Below are 22,079 nucleotides of genomic sequence, written 5' to 3' on the forward strand. Positions count from 1 at the left end.
GCAAAGCTAAGAGTATGCTTACGAAGATAACTTTGCGTAGCATAGCTTTTGAGGAGGAGCTCAATATGGGGATCGGATCATGGCTAGGGATGATCTTTGGCTTAAGTATTCCGGCTATACTACTGATGTATTTGTTGAAGAGAAAATTTGTAGATACGTTGGTGCCGAGTCATCTTCTATGGGAGAGGGTCCTTCGGAATATAGAGGCTAACCGTCCATGGCAGAGACTGCAGAACAGGTTATTGCTCTGGTTACAGTTGGCGGCAGCTGCTTTACTCGTGTTTGCATTGATGCAGCCGTACTGGTGGGTGTCCGATGATGCTAAGGGTCATGTGGTCATTGTCGCGGATACCTCAGGCAGCATGAGTGCAAGGACTACGGACGTAATCGTTAAGGAAGGAGATCCTAATTCAGAGATTACAAGGATGGATCTTTTGAAGAAGAAGATTGATGATTATGTGAAGGACCATGCCAAGGGGAGCGAGATCACTCTATTGAGTATGGCAGCTGAACCTCAGATTATCGTATCTCGTGAGGGGAATCTTTCTCGTGTGGAAGAAGCACTTGATGCGATTCAACCTTACTACGGCAAAGCAGCCTACCAAGAAACGATATCGCTAGCCTCCGCATTAACTCGGGATGAACAGGATGCTGAAGTGGTTGTATTTACAGATGGCCAGTGGAAGGGTGATGGAGAAGGGATTTCTTTTCAAGTACCTAGTCGAGTGATAGATATAGGAGCATCGCCTTCAAGCAATGTTGCCGTCAAACAGTTCGGTGTACAACATCAGGCCACAGGCAGTATAGCAGTTGCTGTCTTGGAACGTACCGCAGGTAAGACTAGTCCCATGGAATACAATTTGTACGGGGACGATCAGTTACTGGCAACACAGGCTGTTGAATGGAATGAAGAAGGAATCGCGACGCTTAGACTAGATGATTTACAGGATGCAGAAGTCTATCGCCTGGAGTTACAGGGGGCTGATGCTTATGAAGCTGATAATGTGTCTTTTGCATTTGGAAAAAAGAGTTCAACACCACGAGTACTGTTTCTGTCATCAGGAAATTTGTTCTTGGAAAAGGCCCTTCAGTTAACTGGAGCAGAGGTTACTAAGATGAATATTCAGGGGACAGAAGCTGAGAATTCGGTAGAGGGAGAGGGTGAGTCAGACCTATCATCTCCTCCTGTTCCACAGGATGTACCCGATCTAATTATTGTAGATGGAGATATGCCGGATTTCGCGGTAAAGGGTGAATGGGAACAACTACTAACGAAGACACCGTTATGGACAATCGGTGGAACAGGTAAAGATATCAAGGTGGGTGGCGAGAAAGTGAAGTTAGAAAGTCACGCCATTAACAAGTATCTCTCTCTATCTGGATTATATTTTGGTACAGTTGTTGAAATAGACTCTCCAGAATGGGGGGACCCGATTGTTGAGATTGGGAATAAACCCGCGGTTTATGTAGGTAAGGAGGGTGGGCATTCAAGATTAGCCTATCTTTTTAAATTAGAAGATACGGATCTTCCATTGTCTTCTGAATTTCCAATCATGGTGAATAATGCGGTCTCATGGTTGACTAGTGGAGATGGATACGGGCTAGGAAGAGTTATTGCAGGAAATAGCTTAGATATTCCTATCTCTGCTGAAGCTACGAAGGCGCGGTGGGTAGCAAAAGGGGGATTAGCTGTATCAACGGGTATCGATCCAATAGATGCAGATCAGGGAGTTAAAGGGTTCACAACGCTACAGCGGACGCCTTCTATTCCTGGACTATATGCATTTGAACAGCAGAATGCAGAGGGGAAATTATCAAGTTATTGGGTGGATGTAGCGGTGGATCCTTTTGAGGGGGAAATTGAAGACAAGATCGTATTATCATTTACTCAAGAGGCCATGCAAGGAACGGAAAGCACCGCTGGAACACAAGACAACGAAGAGAATCAACAGACTAACAATGGAAAGTTTCCTATGTCTCTAATGTGGATTGCCGCTGCAGCTACGCTCGTGATTATGTTGTTGGAATGGGGGGTGTACCAACGTGGGCGTTCAATTTAGTCATCCGTGGTTGTTATTACTACTTATTCCGCTTGTAGGGCTCATGGTGTATGCCTATAGATCTGACTTCAGGTTATCAGGTACACGAAAGAAATGGGCCATTGGTATTCGTTCAACGATTTTACTGTTACTTGTTCTAATGTTATCAGGACTACAGTCGTACACCGTTCTTTATCAAAAAGAAATGGTATATCTCGTTGACCGTTCCTTTAGTATGGCTGATGGAGCGCAATTAAAAGATTGGATTCAGCAATCGGCAGAACATAAAGAGAAAGAAGATCAGGCCTCGATTGTATCAACGGGGTTGAGTGCTGCTGTTGAGCAAAAACTGTCATCTGCAAGGATGGATAACGTGCAGATGAATGCGTCATTGAAGCGGGAATTCAGCAATTTAGAAACGGGTATACAATTAGGAAGCAGTCTTCTCAGTAACCAAGGTGATGCTCGGATCGTGATGATTACGGATGGGGAAGAGAATGTAGGCAGTATGCTTTCAGCTGGAAGGTTACTCAAAGACCGGGGGATCGCAGTAGATATATTAGAGTCCCCCCAGGCTGACATTCAGGACGTCGCTGTTGAAGAATTGATCGTACCTGATAAGTTGTACCAAGCAGAGTCCTTTTATTTCGAAGTGTTGCTTCGAAGTACGTATGAAGCGACAGGTGAACTACGTCTATATGAAGATAATCGTGAAATCGGAAGGCAGAAGGTTGAGGTAACATCAGGAGAGAATCGTTACGGTATGAAGGGATTGGCAACAACCACGGGACTTCACCGTTATCGAGCCGAGATTTTCATGAATGGAGACAAGCAATCAGCCAATAACTCCGGGTATGCTTATACTCGTGTGGAAGGTCCCCCAAAAGTACTGATTGTGGAGGGAGAACCCGAGACATCCGGTAATATAACAGCTGCTTTGTCCTCTGGACTGATCCAATTTGATGTGATTACACCTGAATTGTTACCTTCTGAGTTAGCGAAATATGGAGCTTACGATAGTATTGTATTTAATAACGTATCAGCAAATCGTGTTGGCGGACGTCAGATGGATCTAATTGAACAAGCGGTTAGAAGTTACGGAATTGGATTTATGATGGCTGGGGGCGAAGATAGTTTTGGAATGGGTGGCTATTTCAAGACACCTATTGAGAAGCTCTTACCTGTGTCGATGGATCTTGAAGGGAAACGAGAAATACCGTCATTAGGACTTATTCTAGTCATAGATCGCTCGGGGAGTATGAGCGGAGATAAAATAGAGCTGGCTAAAGAAGCAGCCATGCGGACGGTGGAATTACTTCGTCCGAAGGATACGGTTGGTGTTGTGGCATTTGATGGTCAACCGTGGTGGGTCGTTACACCGCAAAAGATGACCAATAAAGAGGAAGTCCTCAGTCAGATACAGTCGATTCAGTCTCAGGGTGGGACGGATATATATCCGGCATTAAGTTCGGCTGTACAAGAGTTACTACATGTTGAAGCCCAAAGAAAACATATTATCCTTATGACTGATGGACAATCTGCTGGTAACGGTGCGTATGATGGACTGATCCAACAGATGAAAGGCGATAATATGACACTATCATCCGTCGCTGTGGGACAGGATGCAGATACCGTATTATTACAGACGTTAGCCGATGCAGCTAAAGGAAGATATTACTTCGTGCAGGATCCATCAACCATTCCAGCTATATTCAGTCGTGAAGCGGTCATGATGGCTCAATCCTATATTGTAGATAAGCCATTTGTTCCTGCAGTGCAGGATCCCGGGGATTGGGGAGCACTTTTTGAAGCAGGTGTACCGATGATCAATGGTTATTTAGCGACTACATCGAAGTCGACAGCACAGACGGCCTTAGTCAGTCCGGAACCAGACCCCTTGCTATCAAGATGGCAATATGGATCAGGGCGTAGCGTGGCATGGACCAGTGATCTAACAGGGAAATGGTCGAAGGAGTGGGTATCTTGGTCAGCATTCTCTGATGTATTAACGCAGATGGTAAAGTGGACTTTCCCACAATTCACGGCTTCTCCTTATGAAATAAAGACAGAGGTTACGGGAAATGAGGTTCAGTTACAAGTAGCAGTTAATGAGGGTGAAACGGCTCCTGATCAAATGACTGCTGTGGTGACAGGTGAAGATTTAAAAGAACAGGAAATTAAGCTGTATCAGGAATCACCTGGTCAATATACTGGTGAGATGTTGGTGGAACAACCTGGTGCATTCATGTTGTCTTTAGTAGATAGTACAGGGGAGACTGATCAGATTCTTGCCCCTGGGACAGGTCTAATTGTACCCTATTCCCCAGAATATCGAATTACCAATGGAGATTCTAGACAGGAGCTTAGTCGTCTTGCGGATCTTACAGGTGGGCGAATGTTATCATGGGATAAGCCAGAGGAATTATTCGCACCCGAGGCTAGACCTAGCCGGATGCTGCATGACTTAAGCTATGCGCTACTCATAGCAGCGCTATTGCTATGGGTCGTAGACATTGCCGTGCGCCGCTTGTCGCTGCCATGGGCAGCAATCGCGGCACGGCTGGCCGCCATCCCGCGGCGGCGGCCCACTCCTGCCGGCGAGGCTGCGCCATCCGCCGGCGTAGACAGGCTTGCGGCGCGCAAAGAACGCGCCGCAGCCTTTTACGGCAACGGCGGCGGCACCGCCTCGCCGCCGCGCGCGAAGCCGCCGGCACAACAAGCTCGGCAGCGGGCGAAGCCGCCGAGCGCGCCACCATCAGCAGCGGTGCGAGCTGATGCAACGAGCACACCATCAGCTGGATTTCCCGCTGATGTGTCGCCTGATGATCGGTCCTCATCGATGGACCGCTTGCTAGCCGCGAAGAAACGCAATTCTCGCTAAGGTCTCAGTTACATTCCTTATTTTAGTGGTGAGGGGTATTCTCAGCTCTTAATGCCAAGATGAGGTAGACTAGTATAGTAGCATTAAATGAATGGAGTGATTAGCATGCCAACGATTCAAGTAGAAGGAAAAGGCACATTTCAAGTCGAAGAGGGAAGAAAGCTAGTACTTGCTCTTGAAGATAATGGGGTAGATATATTACACCGGTGTGGCGGAAACGCTAGATGTACAACGTGTCGTGTTGAGATTCTTGAAGGAGATGCAGGACCGATAGAGCAGGTAGAAGCTGAACTTCTTGCGAAAAAAGAAATCACAGATCCCAATATCCGTCTTTCTTGTCAGGTTCGAGTACACGCAGATCTATCTGTGAAGTCTTTGATGACAGCTTCCGAATCTGGGTTGGAGCCAGGCGGGCGACCACAAGAATAGAAATAGAACAATCTAATGCTAGTGAAATTCCTTACCGTAATATAAAACATCCCCTAGAATCTATATTGGCCATAACCACGAGGTTAACCAATGAAATATTCTAGGGGATGCTTTTTTTTATAATGGTTGATTCTATTCATTAAAGTTTTCTTGCAGAGAAATAAATGATCTTTCGATAGATGCGATGTCAGTGGAGCCGATGATCTCATCGATTACATCACCTTTTGAATCGATAAAGTATACAGCTGGAAAACTATCTCCGTCATATCGGCTGAATGTAGTTCCTGATTCATCAAGTAGGACGGGGTATGTAATATGATGTCTGTCTACATAGTGCTTCAATTCTTCCATATCATCGCGATAGCTTAGATTGATCCCAACGACATTCATGGTATCTTTGTATTTATGATGTAGTTCGACGATTTTTGGTGCATTATCATTACAATAGGGGCACCATGTCGTAAAGAAGGCTAAGACGGTTGGCTTGTCTGAAAAGTGAATTGAAGTCTCCTTAGAATCAATGAAATTTCTTAAGACAATACTTTCTTGGTTTACAGATGTAGGATCTGTATTTGTTAAAGCGATCTCCAAATTTTCGTCTGATGTTGAGGTCTGTTTATCTAGAACAACAAATAATACCGTGAAAACTGCAAGAATGAGTAACGCATATGTGCTAATGACTTGGATTCTCTTCTTCATAAATTCCCCTTTGTATGACAATCATGGCATTGATTATAGTATGGAATACGTGACTGAAATACACAATTATTCCTTGTCTTTGAACCATTATGCAGTTCTGATCCGTTTGAAGGCCACACGATTAGGTTGGATGTAAGGTAGGAGTTTGCCTTTGTAGATTAATTGTAGATCCGGGGCATTAACCAAGTCACCGGGTGTCGCAAGTAATGAGGATTTATTGATTAAGTGAAAACCACTGTTCTCGAATACAGAAGCAACAAATTGAGAACAGAAAAAAGCATGTTCTCTTTTAATTTCAACATTTAGAAGGAGTGCCACCATACCAATAAGGTTATATTTATATTGGTCGTGGTTACGTACCATATGAAGAATTTGATTGCGGATATGATTATAAACCTCAGTGTTTACCTTGCAACAGTAGACCTCACATGTGGCGTGTCTGAATAATTCCCAGCTCATGTCTTCCTTAACAAAACCTGCGAAGAATGGATTGTTTTGAGTTTTACGACCAAAGCTATAGACCTCTTTTAATTCTCTGTCAAAAGCGATAGATGCATGATTTAGAGGATCTTTCGTAAACCACTTAATGGTTCTGTTAAGAACAGTTCCTGTATCCGTTAGCAGGACATAAATTTCGTGGTCCTCTGACATTCTCATCATCCTCTACTCAAATCTTATAACCATAGTAAGTTGAACGTACCAAAAGCTCGTTATGTCCTTCTTAGATGATAATAGTAGTTTACCATAATTCGAGTATATTTTAACTGATATTTCCTATACGATATCGTAACATTTTTAGTAAGTCGTTATGTTCAGGTCACTCATCATGGTTAATAAGGAAATACTTCTATGTAAATAGGCATGGATCTTGTGAAAGACTCCTTTTATTTTATGGTCGCTTGTTTTGAAAATTACCCTGATTTTATAAAAAAATTTAAGGGTTCAACCTGATGAACTTATTCTAGGTTAATCTGGGAAGATTAAAAACAGACCAAAGGCGGTTTTTGTACCTAGATCTAAGGCGGGGTAATGCTAGTCTTAAGGAGGGTAATAAGCAAGTAGTTCGATTCTGAGGCTGGCTACATTTTATAAGTCTTCCTAACACATAGTACCCTTAATAATCCAAATATTAAAATCCAAAGCAGATTTTGTAACAGATAGAGTTGAAATGAATAGTTCATTTTGACATGTACAGAATTAATTTTCTTATATGCTGTATGGGATAAGTCATGTTGAGAAGGTGAAAACTGAACAAGGATATGGAAATGAAGTGAGTCAAGTGTTACAATAAGTCATATTGAAACATTCAAGCGGATTTATTTCATAATATAGCACGGGAAACACATTATGGAAGCTCCGTCATTTCCGAATTAACAGATGTAAGAGGAGGATAAACATGAATAACAATGAAGTAATTAACAAAGAAGCGAACAACACAATCGATAATTTATCCATTACAACGATTCGTACTTTGGCTATTGATGCTATTGAGAAAGCGAATTCTGGACACCCAGGTATGCCAATGGGTTCTGCTCCAATGGGGTATCAACTATTCGCGAAAACAATGAACCACAACCCTGATCAACCAACATGGATTAACCGTGACCGTTTCGTATTGTCTGCTGGACATGGTTCGATGTTATTGTATAGCTTATTACACCTAAGTGGTTATGATCTTCCAATGGAAGAATTGAAGAATTTCCGCCAATGGGGAAGCTTGACTCCAGGACATCCTGAGTATGGTCACACAGCTGGTGTAGACGCTACAACAGGTCCTCTAGGTCAAGGTATTGGTATGGCTGTTGGTATGGCTATGGCTGAAGCACAACTTGGTGCAACTTATAACAAAGAAAACTACAAAGTTGTTGACCATTTCACCTATGCTATTTGTGGTGACGGCGATTTGATGGAAGGGATCTCTAGTGAAGCTGCTTCACTTGCTGCGCATCTTAAACTAGGTAAATTGATCACTCTTTATGATTCCAATGATATTTCTTTGGATGGTAAGTTAAACTTGTCATTCTCTGAAAATGTTCAAAAACGCTTTGAAGCTTACGGTTGGCAAGTATTGCGCGTAGAAGACGGTAATGATCTTCCTGCTATTGAGAAAGCAATTCAAGAAGCACAAGCTGATACGAACCGCCCAACGTTGATCGAAGTGAAAACGGTCATTGGTTATGGTAGCCCGAACAAACAAGGTAAAGGTGGACATGGTGGTACTCACGGATCTCCACTAGGCGCTGAAGAAGTGAAGTTAACTAAAGAAGCTTACAAATGGGTATATGAAGAAGATTTCTATGTGCCACAAGAAGTTCGCGAACACTTCGATAAAGTAAAAGAACATGGTATTGCTACTTACCAAGCATGGGAAAAGGAATTTGCTAACTACAAAAAAGCTTATCCTGAGCTTGCAGCACAATTTGAGAATGCTGTTGCAGAGAAACTTCCTGAAGGTTGGGATAAAGACCTTCCTAAATATACTACTGAAGACAAAGCAGTCTCCACACGTGTTGCTTCAGGTAATGCTTTGAATGGTCTAGTTGGTAATGTACCACAGCTTCTAGGTGGATCTGCTGACTTGGAAAGTTCAACAATGACTCACTTGAATGGTCTAGAATCATTCACAGCTGAAAGTTATGATGGCCGCAACGTGTATTATGGTGTACGTGAGTTTGGTATGGCTGCTGCAATGAATGGTATTGCGCTACACAAAGGGCTTAAGATTTTCGGAGGAACATTCTTCGTGTTTACCGATTATTTACGTCCAGCTGTCCGTCTTGCATCCATCATGAGTCTTCCAGTAACGTATGTACTTACACATGATAGTATCGCTGTAGGTGAAGATGGTCCTACACATGAACCTATCGAGCAATTAGCATCTCTACGTATTATCCCAGGTCTAACGGTTATCCGTCCTGCTGATGCTAATGAGACTTCTGCTGCATGGGCTTATACAGTTGAGAATACTTCTAATCCGGTAGCTCTTGTATTGACTCGTCAGAATCTTCCAATCCTTGCTGCATCTGTAGAAGGCGCACGTGAAGGAATTAAACGTGGTGCTTATGTTGTAGCTGATGCGAAGAATGGCAAACCAGTTGCACAGATTATTGCTACGGGTTCTGAAGTTCAACTTGCAGTTAAAGCTCAAGAAGAATTGGCTAAAGAAGGCATTGAAGTACGTGTTATCAGTATGCCAAGCTGGGATCTATTCGAGAAACAAGATAAAGCTTATAAGGATTCTGTCATCTTGCCAGAAGTGAAAGCTCGCCTTGCGGTTGAAATGGCTTACCCACTTGGATGGGAGAAATATGTTGGAGATCAAGGTGATATTCTAGCTATCTCTACATTCGGAGCATCTGCACCTGGAGACCGTGTAATGAAGGAATACGGATTTACAGTTGAGAATGTTGTTAGCCGTGTCAAAGCGCTTCTATAATCGCAACCGTATATTTTAATTGAATAAGGGAGTAGTGATGTCTTCATGTCACAGTTCAGCAATGCCACAATTGTTAAGGCTGCCAATGTATATTATGACGGTAAAGTCACAAGCCGTACTGTTATATTAGATGGTGGTGCGAAAGTAACACTAGGTATTATGATGCCAGGTACTTATGAGTTCGGTACTGATGCACCAGAGATCATGGAGATCCTTTCAGGTGATCTGGACGTGATGTTGCCAGGGTCAAGTGAGTGGCAGAAGATTCAAGGAACAGGCACGTTTCATGTGCCTGGACAATCGAAGTTCAAACTTGAAATCCACAGTGTAACGGACTATTGCTGCTCTTACGTGTAATTGAAGTCCAGTGAATTAGACTGGACTTCAATTACACGGACGTTGAATAAAATAAGGGGTATTCGACTTTATTCAACACTTAAATAAAAGTAAAAAGGGTAAGCCTGGAGAATACTCCGGGCATACCCTTTTTATTACCACGAATAAAGATTCAAAGATGACTAAAGACTAACTAGTAATTACTGAAGTGGTTTACCAGCAATGGTATGACCGAGCCATGCTTCGTAACATTTCACGACGGCAGAGAGATCTTCTTCGCCGAAGCCTTCGCTTTGTCCTGTTTGGAACAAGCTTTTGGCTAGGTTCAGCATGGGTGTAGGAACACCAATAGAGTCTGTGAGCGAAGAGGCAAGCTTTAGATCTTTCAGCATGAGTTGTAATGAGAATTGATTGCTGAAATCATGATCGATAATTTTACGTCCTTTGAGATCGGCGGCTTTACTACCGGCAGATCCTAATTGAACAAGTTCTAGGAACGTGCCTGCAGGAATACCTGATTTTGAAGCGATGGATAAACCCTCAATTAAAGCTAGATTGTTAATACCTACTACAGTGTTATGCGCTAACTTGGCAACGGCACCGCTACCATTGGGTCCCATGTGGAGAATCTTTTTACCTAATGCATCGAAGATGTCGGCTTCTTTAGCAATGACTTCAGCATTACCTCCGACCATAAAGACAAGTGTTCCGTTGATGGCAGCTGGTTTGCTACCTGTAACAGGAGCATCTAGGAATTTTGCATCTCGTTCATTAACCTCAGTAGCCAATTGCTTAACGAGATCTGGAGAAATGGTACTGCAATCAATAACGGTTGACCCACTAGACACCGATTGTAGAATACCATCTTCACCGTAATAAATGCTGCGAATCGAATCATCATTACTTACCATGGTGATCACAACGTCTTTACCTGCAGTAGCTTCTCGTGGAGTTGACGCTAGAGTAGCTCCCCGATCTAACAGGGGGTGGCATTTGGAAACGGTACGATTGTAGACCGTAACTTCGAATCCTTTGTTAATTAGATTAGATGCCATGGGTAATCCCATCGTTCCCAGTCCTATAAACCCGATCTTTTTCACAAGAATCACCTTCTCTATTTAAGTTACAAACTTCATTTATTTTAACACGAGCTTCTGGTACAATCCATGGGTAGCTCGAATAAGTCCAAATGATCCTATGGAACCTTGTCAGTGCCATGATTTTGAAGTATTCTAGTTTAAAGAAGGTTTACGGATTATATATAAAATTCAGGAGGTTACCATTACTTATGTCTAACAAAATTAATTTTGACTACACCAAGGCTTTATCATTCATTAATCAACATGAAATTGACTATTTAGCTGAACCGATCAAACTTGCTCATGAGCAATTGCACAATGGGACAGGGGTTGGATCAGACGCACTTGGTTGGATTGACCTACCCACACAATATGATAAAGAAGAATTTGCTCGCATTCAGAAAGCCGCTAAGAAGATTCAAAGCGACTCTGAAGTACTTATCGTCATTGGGATTGGCGGTTCATACTTAGGTGCTAGAGCTGCTATTGAAGCACTCTCCCATTCGTTCTACAACATGCTTCCTAAAGATAAACGCAAAACTCCTGAAATTTATTTCGCGGGTAATAATATTAGTTCAACGTACATTACGCATCTATTGGATCTTGTTGAGGGTAAAGATTATTCCGTCAATGTTATCTCCAAATCGGGTACAACTACAGAACCTGCAGTGGCATTCCGCGTATTCCGTGCTGATCTAGAGAAGAAATATGGTAAAGAGGAAGCTCGCAAACGGATTTATGCTACAACAGATAAAGAAAAAGGTGCCCTGAAGAAACTTGCGAATGAAGAAGGATATGAATCCTTCATTATTCCAGATGATGTGGGTGGACGATTCTCTGTTCTAACACCAGTGGGTCTATTACCGATTGCTACAGCTGGCATTAACATTGAAGAAATGATGCAAGGTGCTGCTGACGCATCCAAGGAATTCAGTAACCCTAACGTAGCTGAGAACATGAGTTACCAATATGCAGCAGTTCGTAACGCTTTATATCGTAAAGGTAAAGCCATTGAAATCCTTGTAAACTACGAGCCATCTCTACACTATGTATCTGAATGGTGGAAGCAATTGTTCGGAGAAAGTGAAGGTAAGGATTATAAAGGAATCTTCCCTGCATCTGTTGATTTCTCAACGGATCTACATTCGATGGGACAATTTATCCAAGAAGGTAGCCGTAATATCTTTGAGACCATTATTCAGGTAGAAGAAGTAGCAGAACATATTACGATTGAGAGCGATCCTGACGATTTGGATGGATTGAACTTCTTGGCAGGTAAAACAATGGATTTCGTGAACAAAAAGGCATTCCAAGGTACGATGCTTGCTCATACAGATGGACAAGTTCCTAACCTGATTGTAACGGTTCCGAATATGACACCTTATTCTTTCGGATATCTCGTATATTTCTTTGAAAAGGCAGTCGGAATTAGTGGATATCTACAAGGCGTTAATCCATTTGACCAACCAGGTGTTGAAGCATATAAGAAGAATATGTTCGCATTACTTGGTAAACCAGGGTATGAGAAAGAAAAGGCAGAACTTGAAGCTAGACTTACAGAATAGGCTTGTTCTAAATAAATGAAATAGAATACTTACAAAGATTAAGAAGCAGTTCACCGGTTGCACCATATTCGGGGAACTGCTTTCTTGAAATATAAGAATATAGGATGTTCATATGTTCTTTATTAAAGCAGGATCGTCCTATCTTTGAGTAGGATGTCCTGATTTTCTTAGTATTTTAGGGAAGGGTTACGGTATGATTGAAAGTTATAAGACGGTACGAGGATCAGGATCTAAAGAAATAGTCATTAAGAAGTCAAGATTCATCGGCCATATTATGCCTGTGCAGACTGAATCGGAAGCTAATACATTTATTGAAGATATCAAGAAGCAAAACTGGAATGCAACGCATAACTGTTCAGCTTATATGATTGGCGAGAGAAATGAGATTCAGAAGCAATCTGATGATGGTGAGCCTAGTGGAACAGCAGGGAAACCTATTCTTGAAGTTATCCGCAATCAAGGGTTAAGTAATGTTGCGATTGTAGTAACTCGTTATTTTGGTGGGATAATGCTAGGTGCTGGGGGATTAATTCGGGCGTATACGGATGGTGCTGTCGTTGCAATTGAAGCAGGGGAAGTCATTACTCGTGTTCTACATCGGCAAATTTTCGTAGAAGTAGATTATACTTGGCTAGGTAAGGTGGAGAATGAACTGCGGAATAAAGAGGTTAGAATGGGAGAAACCTTCTTTACAGATAAGGTCATGCTAACATGTCTTCCAAAGAATAGTGAAGCGGAGACGTTTAAGTCATGGATGATTGACTTAACTCAGGGTCAATCCCTAATCTCGGAGGGAGAACAGCTTTATTATATTGAAGGGGAATAACGTCTATGGCCAGAAGAGCAGTGGAACAGGAATTATCGAGGGAACGGATTTTGGAAGCCGCTAGAAATCTATTTATTACAAAGGGATATCGCGCCATTTCAATGCGTAGTATAGGTCAGCACCTTGGTTATAGCCATGGCTCTTTATATTATCATTTTAAAGAGAAAGCAGAGTTATTTTACGCTATAGTGGTAGAGGACTTCGCACATCTCGCTCATCGTTTGATTCAAGCATCGAGAGTACAAGAAACAGAAGAACTGTCAAAGCTGGAATACTTCATGATGGAATTTGTATCATTTGGTATGAACAGCCCTCATCAATATGAGATTATGTTTATGATTCGCGATGAGGAATTGCTTTCATACTGTCGTACGGAACAAGATCGTTGCTTTGAATTATTCACATCCATTGTTCTCAGCTATTTACAAGATGGTGGACATGTTGGAGAGGAACCAGAGTCATTACCACGGACATTATTCTTATCACTACATGGATTCATATCCTATTATATTCAGAATCGTGTCACCTATGAAGACATTAAGCCATTAGCCTTTTCTCATGTTCGAATGATATGTCGCAATTTAAGGTGATCTAATGACGTCCATACACTTTTAGGCGTTTAATTGATGTCGCGGTATAACATTATTGCGGTACTGCACTAAAGATAGCGATGTAAATACAAAGGCGATGAACGAGCAAGCTAGTGAATGCTCGTTCATCGCCTGTTTGGTATGGTTAATATAATCGATCTTCAAATCTTGGGGAGTAATAACTAATGAGATAATAAAACTGTTGACGATTAGAGTAAATATTTGGTAAAGTACTTATAATTATAAAACCCAGTGGTTTAATGGGTATTAACGTTGACTCGATTAGCCGACCAAAAACAAATTTGGAGGCAGGGGGAATGAATTATGAACACGATTTTACAGCACAAGGGATGGATATGGGGATTTCGAAGTACGGTTCTTTTATATTTTATGTTACTTATTGTGTTGCCTTTATTAGGGGTTTATTATAATTCATTTTCCCTTGGATGGTCGATGTTCGTAGAGAGTGTAAGTGATCCCATTGCAGGGAAATCTGTTCTCCTAACTGTGAAATTGGCCATTATTTCTACCTTAATCAATGTGGTTATAGGGACAATGATTGCATGGGTATTAATTAGGTATACTTTCTTCGGTAGGTCATTCTTGAATAGCTTAGTGGATTTACCATTCGCACTACCCACTGCTGTTGGAGGTCTAATGATCCTATTATTATTAGGTCCTGGAAGCATGGTTGGTTCCATAGCAGAATCGTTAGGGTTTGAAATTGTATTTCATCAACCCGCTATTGTGATCGCGATGGTATTTGTTACATTTCCTTTTGTGATTCGAGCCGTACAGCCATTATTAGAAGAAATTGATCCATCGGAAGAAGAAGCTGCTTATACGATGGGGGCAACAGGACACGCTCTTTGGGGTAATGATGGCGATCTACTTGGTTAGAAGCCATTGGATTAGTCGCAAGATCAAGGGCTTTTTAAATAGTATAAGACTCAGACTGCAACTACGCTTGTGTACCAGGATGTAGAGAATTTCAATGTGATGGCTGCTAATAGTGTGGCTCTTGTACTTGCAGCTACTTCTATTGGACTGTTGCTTATGATGGAATGGACGAAGAAAAGAAAGGGTGTGTCCTAATATGCATATAGAAGTCCGCAATCTAAACAAACATTTTGGCGATTTCCATGCTGTAAATGATGTAAGTTTCGATATCGCTAAAGGTCATCTGATTGGATTGTTGGGACCAAGCGGTGGTGGTAAAACATCGATATTACGAATGTTAGCAGGGTTAGAAAGTCTAGATTCTGGTGAAATTCGCTTTCATGGGAAATTGGTGAATGCACTCCCGCCTCAAGAACGAGGGATCGGGTTCGTATTTCAGAATTATGCATTGTTTAAGCATATGACAGTATACGATAATATCGCATTTGGATTGAAAGTGAAGAAGTTACCTCATACCAAAGTGAAGAGTAGAGTTATGGAACTGGTTGAGTTAACTGGACTCAGCGGATTTGAGAAACGTTATCCTCATCAATTGTCCGGTGGGCAACGCCAGCGTGTTGCTTTTGCACGTGCGTTAGCTCCTGAACCCCAATTATTGTTGTTAGATGAACCTTTCGCTGCTATTGATGCTAAGATCCGACAGGAGCTTCGTACATGGCTTAGAGACTTAATTGAACGTGTAGGGATTACCTCTATTTTTGTGACGCATGACCAAGATGAAGCTATTGAAGTAGCCGATGAAATTATGATTATTAATCAAGGGCGTGTTGAACAGAAGGGCACACCTTGGGACATATATAAAGAACCGAAGACACCATTTGTAGCGACTTTTATTGGTGAATCTACAGTGATTGATCATATATCGGAATTAAAGGGGTTTGAACAAGCGAATCAATACTTGGGAACACGTGCTTTAATTAGACCCGAATATATTGAAGTAGGCCATGAACATGAATTCATTCTTGCTTCCGCAACGGAAGAGGGGATGATCCGACATTTACATTTTCGTGGTAGTGAATGGCTTGTAGAAGTAGAAGTAGCAGGTCATAAGCTGATCACTTATCGTTCACTTGAGAAAGAAACATTAAGTATAGGTCAGGAAGTTCGAGTACTGGTTCACCGTGCTTACTTGTTCAATGATGAACGGAGCTGGATTATGGAGAATAGGTTGAAGGATATTCCTATTTCCATCATGATCTAAGAGGTATTGTGTGTGGGAAGGGGAGAGGGAGAACGAAATGATGAAGAAGATATCTAGTCGTTACGCATACTTCACTATGATGTTAATGGTTATGAGTTGTCTGGTTATAGGTTGTAGCCGTAATGAACTACCCTCTTCTACCACAGAACCTGTAAGAGATGGAGAGAAGACTCTTGTCATTGGAGCATATAGTGTGGCAAAGGATGCTTTAACCGAGATTCTACCGTTGTTTCAACAGGAATGGAAAGAAAAGACTGGGCAAAGTGTCAAATTTCAAGAATCTTATGAAGCTTCAGGTACTCAGGCACGCTCCATTGTAGGAGGGTTCGAAGCAGATGTAACCCTCCTTGCTATGGAAGGCGATATAGACAAATTGATTCAGGCTGAACTAGTGGATACGGATTGGAAGAGCAAACCTGAGAAGGGAATGGTCACTCGGTCTATTGTTGTATTAGGGACGCGCGAAGGGAACCCTCTTGGAATACAAGACTTCAGTGATTTAACGAAACCAGGTGTGAAGGTATTGTATCCCAATCCCAAAACTTCGGGTGGAGCACAGTGGGACATTAATGCGATATATGGTGCGGGATTGAAAATGTCTGAGGAACATGGGAAGAAGAATCCCGGGGTTGCTAAACAATTTCTTGAACAAGTCCATGAGAATGTAGAGTCACTGGATAAGAGCGGTAGGTCGTCCATGGCAGCATTTGAATATGGTGTCGGTGATGTCATTGTGACCTATGAGAACGAACTTCTTGCACGGATACAAAAGGGGAAAAAATATGATATCAATGTGCCACGCAACACGATACTTATCGAGAACCCAGCGGCTGTGGTTCATAAATACGCCGATAAACATGATATACGGGAGCTAGCGGAAGCTTTTGTAACCTACCTGTGGAGTGAAGACGCACAAAGAATATTCTCGAAGCATGGATTTCGTTCGGTGAATGACGTGGTGTATGCTGAGAATGAGAGAAGTTATCCGCAACCCGCGGGATTATTTGATATTGAGTACCTTGGTGGATGGGCCCAAGTCAGGGATACAATATATTCTAAACGGGGTGTATGGTATCAAGTGTTAGCAGGAATCTAACATTAACGTGAAGGTTGGCACGGTATATGAAATGTTACAAGGAAATCACCCCTTTTAAATGGTAGTTGGTACTTCCATTTTACCAAAGGGGGATTTCTTTTTTTGTTGTTTTCGGTTGAAAAGTTGCAAAAATATGCTTAAGGTAGCGCAGAGGACGGAACGATTTCGTAAAAGCGATAGCGGTCGCCTTGGTCTCCGAATTTTAACCGCTGAGCGGTTTCAATCCAGAAATTTGGAGACCACAGCGATTGGAGAAACGGTCCGTTCGCGGAGCGTCCTTCCAGAACATCTAACTTTCTCCTACAAAAAACAAACGGGGTGCCCCTTCTCTTTTTTTGCTAAAGGAAGGTTATGAATTATAATAGAATTAAACAGAAGATGTGTTAGAAGCATAAGGAGAAGATACAGCATGGATAGGTTAGTATTTCTAGGAACAGGCGACGCTATGGGGGTTCCACGCGTTTATTGTGAATGTAGTGTATGTACGGAGGCAAGGAAGAATGGATTGAATCATAGACTGAGATCATCCGTTAGGGTTGAGGGAGAATGGGGTTCTTTTCTCATTGACTGTGGACCGGATTGGCGTAGACAAATGGAGACTCTGGGTGAACGAATAACAGAACAGGTACTGATCACACATGCACATTTCGATCATATCGCAGGATTACCTGAATGGGCAGATGCTTGTCGCTGGACAGGAAGAAAGGGTCAACTGTACGCACCGAGCGAAGTAATAGCAGACATTGTAGCCCAATTTCCTTGGTTAAAGAATCATATTGAATTAATAGCTATAGATCAAGGGATACAATTAGGCGGGTGGGATATCCAGGGATGGAAGGTCTGCCACGGAAAGAATGGATTTTCTTACGCTTATCGGCTTGAAAAGGATGGGTATGTGTGGGGATATTGCTCAGATTCTATTAACCTGAATGATCGGGAGAAAGAACCTTTATTCGGCTTAGATTTGCTAGTGCTTGGGACTAGCTTCTATCATGAAACGGCTGAATTCTCAACACGTTCGGTATACGATATGACAGAAGCGGGAGTATTGTTGCAAGAAATTCATTCTCGAAAAGTGATCTATACACATATGTCTCATGATGTTGATCTAAATCAATCGTATCCACTTCCGCCTGAAGTGACATTAGCGCTCACGGGTCTGGAAGTTGATCTAACTTGGAAGGATGAACATGAAGAATGAATGGATGTGGCTTATTTTCTGAGCTACTGATGGTTGATGATTACCATCCAGAGGTGATTGCTTATTATTATAAAGAATGGAAATCCTTCGATATGTCATTCCATACTCACGAGGCTTCGGAGATTATGTATGTCATCGATGGTGTCTGTTCTGTAGAGGTGTTATTTGAAGGTGTGAATAGCTCCAAAGTGACGCTGAAGAAAGGGGAATTCATCATTCTGAATGGTGATGTTCCTCACCGGTTGTTGGTAGCGGATACTTGCCGAATGCTGAATATAGAATTTCGATTCACGTTATCTAATGGCCAGTTGTTTCCATCGATGAAACAACTGGCGGAACGGGAGGAAGCACTTGCTGCATTATTTCATGATCCCGTTTCCTTCCTCGTACTCCGTGAGTATCAAGATATTCACCATGTTCTTAGAAGTCTAGTCGTTGAGCTTGATGCAAGTTCATCGGGATTTGAACCTATGGCTCAGATTCTATTGGCTCAACTTCTGATACGGATTGCGAGATTACATCAAGAGAATATGGCCATGGGATCCTTAGGGATACAAGGAAAGTATGTTCAACAATGCATAGAATATCTTCATCAGAACTATGATCGCAACGTTCAGATTAAGGATGTTGCCGAGGCTATCAATTTGCATCCAGGTTATTTGCAGAGAGTATTCAAGATGAAGATGGGAATATCCATTATGGTGTACTTGAATTCTTTTCGAATGGAAAAAACGCAGATGTTATTACGACAGACAGAAATTCCAATTGCTGATATTGCTGACTACGTTGGCATTGGAAGTCGCCAGTATCTACACATGATGTTTAAGAAGCATACAGGGATGACACCCGTAGAATATCGTAAATCGTCGCATTCTGATGATCACATTCGATCCTGAAAAGGTGAGGATTGTTGACACAAATCTAATAAAGAAGTAATGAATTTGATAACGCTTTCCTAAAGTGAGCTGATACAATCAAGTTATCAGATTAACCTGATATTTCAGCTTGGAGGGAGTAGTTTTCATGTCATTTAAAATTGCATTTGTTGGTGCAGGTAGTATTGGATTTACGCGTGGGTTACTTCGAGATCTTCTATCAGTACCTGAATTTGAACACATCGAGGTTGCTTTTACGGATATTAATTCACATAACTTAAGTATGGTAACTGAGCTATGTCAGAGAGATATACATGAGAACGGTCTAGACATAAAGATTCAATCTTCTACAGATCGCAGAGTGGCGTTGAAAGATGCTAAATATGTGATTTGTACCATTCGTGTAGGTGGGCTTGAAGCCTTCGCAACGGATGTAGATATTCCTTTGAAATATGGGGTTGATCAGTGTGTAGGGGATACATTATGCGCAGGCGGAATCATGTATGGTCAACGGGGTATTGCAGAAATGTTGAACATTTGTAAGGATATCCGTGAGGTGGCGGCGAAAGATGTACTTCTATTAAATTATGCTAATCCAATGGCCATGCTAACGTGGGCGTGTAACAAGTATGGTGGGGTTCAAACGGTGGGTCTCTGTCATGGCGTGCAAGGTGGACATTCACAAATTGCAGAAGTATTTGGTCTAGATAAGAAAGAGGTAGACATTATCTGCGCGGGGATTAATCATCAGACATGGTATGTTCAGATTGGTCATAAAGGCGAAGATCTGACGGGGCAGTTATTAGAAGCCTTTGAGAAGCATGAAGATTTCAGTAGAACAGAAAAGGTTAGAATTGATATGTTACGGCGCTTCGGATACTACAGTACGGAATCGAATGGACATTTGAGTGAATATGTCCCTTGGTATAGAAAACGCTCGAATGAAATTGAAGAGTGGATTGATCTCGGCAATTGGATTAATGGAGAGACAGGTGGTTATCTTCGTGTCTGTACGGAAGGTCGCACTTGGTTCGAGACGGACTTTCCAAATTGGATGAAGGAAGATCCCTATGCATATAAGCAGGAAGAGCGTAGTGAAGAGCATGGTTCGTATATTATTGAAGGACTTGAGACGGGTAGAGTATATCGTGGTCACTTTAATATGATCAATCAGGGTATTATTTCTAATCTACCGAGTGATGCCATTATTGAAGCACCAGGTTATGTAGATCGTAACGGTATCGCAATGCCATTGGTAGGAGAGATCCCATTAGGCCCAGCAGCTGTGTGTAATGTGAGTATTTCGGTACAACGTTTAGCGGTAGAAGCAGCTGTGCACGGGGATGACCAGTTACTTCGACAGGCGTTCATGATGGATCCTCTTGTGGGTGCCGTATGTAATCCGAAGGAAATATGGCAGATGGTTGATGAGATGCTTGTTGCTCAAGAAGCATGGCTTCCGCAATATAGTAAGGCAATCACAGCATCGAAAGAACGATTGGCTTCAGGTGCACTTATCCCAACCAAAGAAGGGTATCAAGGAGCAGCTCGACTAAAAGTGAAAACAGTAGAAGAAATGCAACTGGATCGTGAGGCTGCGAACAAGAACGCAGGCGAAGCAGATAAAGGTAAAGATAGAGCTAAAGTAATTCAGTAGTGAAGTTTAAAAATAGGTATCTGATACACCCATAAGGTGTACAAGATACCTATTTAATCGTCGTAATCTCTGTTGCTATAATTCGTATGTTATTTATTCAATATATTAGTGATGTTAGCTTTAGCCTTAAGTTCATCCAACAAAGTTGAACTTAAGGTTGACATCTGTTCATCGATTAGGATTTCTTTGATTTCTGCAGATACTTCTTCTAACGTTGCTGTATGCCCATCTGTGCGATCGGTAACTTTAATGATGTGGAATCCATAGTCTGATTCAACAACAGCACTAATTTGACCCTTTTTAAGAGCGAATGCCGCTGTTTCGAAGGAATCTACCATGGTACCGCGAGCGAAGAAGCCCAAATCTCCACCGTCGGAGTTAGTACCCGTGTCTAAGGACTTCGCTTTAGCAAGCTTAGAGAAATCTGCTCCACCTTGGAGTTCTTTCAGAATACTGGTCGCTTCTTCTTTAGAGTCTACTAGAATATGCGAAGCACGAATTTCCTCTTCTGTGTCAAACTCACCTGGATAGTCTAAGAAGTATTGCTTGATATCGGCGGTGGTTACCTTTACGTTTGGTCCTACTAATTTACTCATTTTTACCTGCATGTTCATTTCGTCTTTTAGATCATTTAATGTCATATCTGATTGGATTAGTGCTTCATTAAATTCATCCTCAGTTGAGAAGTCCTTTTTAACTTTATTGACTTCAGCAGTGATTTCCTCATTCGAAACCGTGATATTTGCCTTAGTAGCTGCTTGCTCAACAAGTTCTTCTGTAATAAGGTTATCTAAAGTTTGTGCACCGCCAAGTGAAATCAACTCGTTATATAGTTTTTCCTTTGTAATCACGACACCATTTACTGTAGCTACAGCCGAGTTCTCAGGTACAACTTCTTGATCTGTGAACTTGACCTGTTTATTTGCTGCATCCCATTGGACGTTCTTGCCTAGAGCTTCACCAGCCATACGTAGGGGTACATAGGTAGTTCCGTCGATCGTAAAGGCTTCTGCATTGGTAGCGGAAGTAATTGTTTTGCCGTTATACACTATTTTGATATTGTTATAGATGGCTTTCAGTGTTTTCGTAGCTTGTTGGGCATAAGTACTGTTGGCCATCACTGTGCCTGATAGAACTAGAGCTGAAGCTAGAATGACCATACTTCTTTTTTTGTTAATTCTCATGGTTTACAAAACTCCTCATTCGTAT

General features: G+C 41.9%; 17 protein-coding genes and 1 pseudogene. 14 read left to right on the top strand and 4 right to left on the bottom strand.

Annotated elements, in window-relative coordinates; translation table 11 throughout:
* The first annotated feature begins 65 nt into the window (after positions 1-65).
* From AC1D69_RS04595 to AC1D69_RS04605, 3 genes are all read left to right on the top strand, one after another.
* Positions 66-2,060, top strand: coding sequence for a vWA domain-containing protein (locus AC1D69_RS04595; RefSeq protein WP_495454971.1), 1,995 nt, complete (start codon positions 66-68; stop codon positions 2,058-2,060).
* Positions 2,044-4,920 (top strand): VWA domain-containing protein, encoded by a 2,877-nt coding sequence (locus AC1D69_RS04600; RefSeq protein ID WP_495454972.1) that lies wholly within the window; start codon positions 2,044-2,046, stop codon positions 4,918-4,920. Before AC1D69_RS04595 ends, AC1D69_RS04600 begins: the two co-directional genes overlap by 17 nt.
* 105 nt (positions 4,921-5,025) lie before the next feature.
* Positions 5,026-5,349, top strand: a complete 324-nt coding sequence (locus AC1D69_RS04605) for a 2Fe-2S iron-sulfur cluster-binding protein (RefSeq protein WP_495454973.1) — start codon at positions 5,026-5,028, stop codon at positions 5,347-5,349.
* Positions 5,350-5,481: 132 nt separating this feature from the next.
* On the opposite strand, the gene AC1D69_RS04610 is transcribed toward AC1D69_RS04605, so the two are convergent.
* The gene (locus AC1D69_RS04610) at positions 5,482-6,048 is read right to left on the bottom strand and encodes a TlpA family protein disulfide reductase (RefSeq protein ID WP_495454974.1); all 567 of its coding nucleotides are present in this window, start codon (positions 6,046-6,048) and stop codon (positions 5,482-5,484) included.
* A gap of 87 nt (positions 6,049-6,135) precedes the next feature.
* Positions 6,136-6,699: a hypothetical protein gene (locus tag AC1D69_RS04615; protein ID WP_495454975.1), complete on the bottom strand. Its 564-nt coding sequence runs from the start codon at positions 6,697-6,699 to the stop codon at positions 6,136-6,138.
* A gap of 745 nt (positions 6,700-7,444) precedes the next feature.
* On the opposite strand from AC1D69_RS04615, the gene tkt reads away from it, so the two are divergent.
* Together tkt and ppnP are read left to right on the top strand one after the other, a co-directional pair.
* Positions 7,445-9,484: a transketolase gene (gene tkt / locus AC1D69_RS04620; RefSeq protein WP_495454976.1), complete on the top strand. Its 2,040-nt coding sequence runs from the start codon at positions 7,445-7,447 to the stop codon at positions 9,482-9,484.
* A gap of 45 nt (positions 9,485-9,529) precedes the next feature.
* Complete coding sequence (gene ppnP / locus AC1D69_RS04625) at positions 9,530-9,841, top strand: pyrimidine/purine nucleoside phosphorylase (protein ID WP_495454977.1); 312 nt, start codon at positions 9,530-9,532, stop codon at positions 9,839-9,841.
* A 179-nt stretch (positions 9,842-10,020) separates the two neighbouring features.
* Here the strand turns inward: ppnP and AC1D69_RS04630 are convergent, their stop codons facing one another.
* Entirely contained in the window at positions 10,021-10,920 is a 900-nt protein-coding gene (locus AC1D69_RS04630) for an NAD(P)-dependent oxidoreductase (RefSeq protein WP_495454978.1), read from the bottom strand.
* A gap of 188 nt (positions 10,921-11,108) precedes the next feature.
* Here AC1D69_RS04630 and AC1D69_RS04635 point away from each other — a divergent pair, with 188 nt between their 5' ends.
* The 9 genes and pseudogenes from AC1D69_RS04635 (at position 11,109) to AC1D69_RS04675 (ending at position 20,870) form a co-directional block, all read left to right on the top strand.
* Positions 11,109-12,464 (top strand): glucose-6-phosphate isomerase, encoded by a 1,356-nt coding sequence (locus AC1D69_RS04635; protein ID WP_495454979.1) that lies wholly within the window; start codon positions 11,109-11,111, stop codon positions 12,462-12,464.
* A 193-nt stretch (positions 12,465-12,657) separates the two neighbouring features.
* Positions 12,658-13,290, top strand: coding sequence for a YigZ family protein (locus AC1D69_RS04640; RefSeq protein WP_495454980.1), 633 nt, complete (start codon positions 12,658-12,660; stop codon positions 13,288-13,290).
* 5 nt (positions 13,291-13,295) lie between these two features.
* A complete protein-coding gene (locus tag AC1D69_RS04645; RefSeq protein ID WP_495454981.1) occupies positions 13,296-13,880 on the top strand; it encodes a TetR/AcrR family transcriptional regulator in 585 nt (194 codons plus the stop codon).
* A gap of 324 nt (positions 13,881-14,204) precedes the next feature.
* Positions 14,205-14,975, top strand: a pseudogene (locus AC1D69_RS04650) (ABC transporter permease).
* A 1-nt stretch (position 14,976) separates the two neighbouring features.
* Positions 14,977-16,041 carry a sulfate/molybdate ABC transporter ATP-binding protein gene (locus AC1D69_RS04655; protein WP_495454982.1) on the top strand — a complete coding sequence of 355 codons (1,065 nt, stop codon included), beginning with the start codon at positions 14,977-14,979 and terminating at the stop codon, positions 16,039-16,041.
* A gap of 37 nt (positions 16,042-16,078) precedes the next feature.
* Positions 16,079-17,137 (top strand): sulfate ABC transporter substrate-binding protein, encoded by a 1,059-nt coding sequence (locus AC1D69_RS04660; RefSeq protein WP_495454983.1) that lies wholly within the window; start codon positions 16,079-16,081, stop codon positions 17,135-17,137.
* Between the two features lie 409 nt (positions 17,138-17,546).
* The gene (locus tag AC1D69_RS04665) at positions 17,547-18,338 is read left to right on the top strand and encodes an MBL fold metallo-hydrolase (RefSeq protein ID WP_495454984.1); all 792 of its coding nucleotides are present in this window, start codon (positions 17,547-17,549) and stop codon (positions 18,336-18,338) included.
* The gene (locus AC1D69_RS04670) at positions 18,335-19,234 is read left to right on the top strand and encodes an AraC family transcriptional regulator (protein WP_495454985.1); all 900 of its coding nucleotides are present in this window, start codon (positions 18,335-18,337) and stop codon (positions 19,232-19,234) included. Before AC1D69_RS04665 ends, AC1D69_RS04670 begins: the two co-directional genes overlap by 4 nt.
* A 127-nt stretch (positions 19,235-19,361) precedes the next feature.
* Positions 19,362-20,870 carry an alpha-glucosidase/alpha-galactosidase gene (locus AC1D69_RS04675; RefSeq protein ID WP_495454986.1) on the top strand — a complete coding sequence of 503 codons (1,509 nt, stop codon included), beginning with the start codon at positions 19,362-19,364 and terminating at the stop codon, positions 20,868-20,870.
* Positions 20,871-20,959: 89 nt separating this feature from the next.
* Here AC1D69_RS04675 and AC1D69_RS04680 read toward each other — a convergent pair whose 3' ends face one another.
* Positions 20,960-22,054, bottom strand: a complete 1,095-nt coding sequence (locus AC1D69_RS04680) for a peptidylprolyl isomerase (protein WP_495454987.1) — start codon at positions 22,052-22,054, stop codon at positions 20,960-20,962.
* Positions 22,055-22,079: the final 25 nt, after the last annotated feature.

Source organism: Paenibacillus sp. Y301, assembly GCF_059445505.1.

Excerpts from the sequence above, each read along its gene's own strand:
- AC1D69_RS04595 (WP_495454971.1), top strand. The coding sequence starts at position 66 with ATGGGGATCGGATCATGGCTAGGGATGATCTTTGGCTTAAGTATTCCG.
- AC1D69_RS04605 (WP_495454973.1), top strand. The coding sequence starts at position 5,026 with ATGCCAACGATTCAAGTAGAAGGAAAAGGCACATTTCAAGTCGAAGAG.
- AC1D69_RS04610 (WP_495454974.1), bottom strand. The coding sequence starts at position 6,048 with ATGAAGAAGAGAATCCAAGTCATTAGCACATATGCGTTACTCATTCTT.
- AC1D69_RS04615 (WP_495454975.1), bottom strand. The coding sequence starts at position 6,699 with ATGTCAGAGGACCACGAAATTTATGTCCTGCTAACGGATACAGGAACT.
- tkt (WP_495454976.1), top strand. The coding sequence starts at position 7,445 with ATGAATAACAATGAAGTAATTAACAAAGAAGCGAACAACACAATCGAT.
- ppnP (WP_495454977.1), top strand. The coding sequence starts at position 9,530 with ATGTCACAGTTCAGCAATGCCACAATTGTTAAGGCTGCCAATGTATAT.
- AC1D69_RS04635 (WP_495454979.1), top strand. The coding sequence starts at position 11,109 with ATGTCTAACAAAATTAATTTTGACTACACCAAGGCTTTATCATTCATT.
- AC1D69_RS04640 (WP_495454980.1), top strand. The coding sequence starts at position 12,658 with ATGATTGAAAGTTATAAGACGGTACGAGGATCAGGATCTAAAGAAATA.
- AC1D69_RS04645 (WP_495454981.1), top strand. The coding sequence starts at position 13,296 with ATGGCCAGAAGAGCAGTGGAACAGGAATTATCGAGGGAACGGATTTTG.
- AC1D69_RS04655 (WP_495454982.1), top strand. The coding sequence starts at position 14,977 with ATGCATATAGAAGTCCGCAATCTAAACAAACATTTTGGCGATTTCCAT.
- AC1D69_RS04660 (WP_495454983.1), top strand. The coding sequence starts at position 16,079 with ATGATGAAGAAGATATCTAGTCGTTACGCATACTTCACTATGATGTTA.
- AC1D69_RS04665 (WP_495454984.1), top strand. The coding sequence starts at position 17,547 with ATGGATAGGTTAGTATTTCTAGGAACAGGCGACGCTATGGGGGTTCCA.
- AC1D69_RS04670 (WP_495454985.1), top strand. The coding sequence starts at position 18,335 with ATGAATGGATGTGGCTTATTTTCTGAGCTACTGATGGTTGATGATTAC.
- AC1D69_RS04675 (WP_495454986.1), top strand. The coding sequence starts at position 19,362 with ATGTCATTTAAAATTGCATTTGTTGGTGCAGGTAGTATTGGATTTACG.
- AC1D69_RS04680 (WP_495454987.1), bottom strand. The coding sequence starts at position 22,054 with ATGAGAATTAACAAAAAAAGAAGTATGGTCATTCTAGCTTCAGCTCTA.